The 1,233-nt window shown below is 28.6% G+C and carries 2 protein-coding genes; one reads left to right on the top strand and one right to left on the bottom strand.

The window, feature by feature from the left end:
• Nucleotides 1-368 precede the first annotated feature (368 nt).
• Nucleotides 369-617 carry a hypothetical protein gene (locus BMX83_RS10645; RefSeq protein WP_218141957.1) on the top strand — a complete coding sequence of 83 codons (249 nt, stop codon included), beginning with the start codon at nt 369-371 and terminating at the stop codon, nt 615-617.
• A gap of 191 nt (nt 618-808) precedes the next feature.
• On the opposite strand, the gene BMX83_RS10640 is transcribed toward BMX83_RS10645, so the two are convergent.
• Nucleotides 809-1,233, bottom strand: a 425-nt coding sequence (locus BMX83_RS10640) for a hypothetical protein (protein ID WP_218141956.1), incomplete at its 5' end; no start/stop codon positions are given.

Raw genomic sequence — 1,233 nt, 5'->3', positions numbered from 1 at the left:
AAAAAGGTAGCATTCAGTATGTCTATCGCTGTATTTATAGCAGGAGTTGTAGCCGTAGAGAAAGATAAAAAAGAAAGCGTAAGGAAAAATAACTTTCTACCGTATACACTTGAATGTGTAGTGTGAAAGAATGAGAAACGAATGTTTTACAGTTGTTGAAAAGTAAGAAACTTTTGAAGTGATTCGAAATAATCAAACAGATATTTTATATATGACTCATACTGCAAGTAATGGCATAAAAATGTCTACTTCAGTTAATCAAGAGGGAAGATTTTTAGTGGATGATGGTTATTTAAAATCAAATCTAAATTAAAAAAGACCCCTACTCTAATAGGGATCTCGCTATATAATTTTAAGGAGGAAAAACCATGAATGATATAGCTTTTTGGGTGCTTATAGCCCTTATGAGAGGAGTAATGATCTCTTCTATAGCCAACAATCGAAATAAACAGTTGAAAAAAGATATTACTCATATAAAACATACGTTGGACATTATTGCTAAGCAAGTTGGTGTACCTGATTTCATAAATGAAGAATTAAAAGAAAAACTTGTCATTCTTATTTCAGAAGGGGAAAAAATCAAAGCCATTAAAGAATATAGAATAGCTACTGGGTAGGGCTACTTGAAGCTAAACAGTATATTGATCATTTGAGCAAACAAGAGAATCAATGACGTGATAGTTATCGATACATGATCTATCTGATTCAAAGTTACTTTTACTAAGAATGCTAACTATCATTTGGATATATTCCAATAATTTTAACTAATCTCAAGTATCTTTCTTTAAAAGTAACTTTTTTTAAATGATCATTTTTTATTTATAAAGCTTCTTGTATTCTTTATATTAAAATTTGTTAATAAAATTTTTGACGTACTAAATCTGTATTCTGTAATACTATATTTCCCCTCTTTTTTTTCTTTCAGTGTTAGTGAAATTTTAAATGTAAATAAATTCTCTTTAATATCTAAACTTAAGATATCCTTTATATTTCCTTTGAATGAATCATAGAAGTTGAATGTTCTAACATTAGTAGCTGTCATAATAAAAAAGTTATCTTCTATGTAAAGACAATAAATCGTATTTGCACCGATTCGCTGTCCAACAATTGTATTTCCTTTTTTAAACGTTGATTCAGCGTATAGCTTTGAAAGGTAATCAAGGTATTTTTCTTCTTTAAGTATACTATCCATTCCTAACACTCTCTTTCTGTTAATGATATTGTGGGAATAAC

It is taken from the genome of Alkalibacterium gilvum, assembly GCF_900109085.1.
Taxonomy (GTDB): domain Bacteria; phylum Bacillota; class Bacilli; order Lactobacillales; family Carnobacteriaceae_A; genus Alkalibacterium; species Alkalibacterium gilvum.
The sequence above is the reverse complement of the archived record's forward strand: the minus strand, read 5'-3'. Positions and strand labels throughout refer to the sequence as shown.

Bases quoted from the DNA above. Each gene is read 5' to 3' on its own strand.
- BMX83_RS10645 (WP_218141957.1), top strand. From the start codon at position 369: ATGAATGATATAGCTTTTTGGGTGCTTATAGCCCTTATGAGAGGAGTA.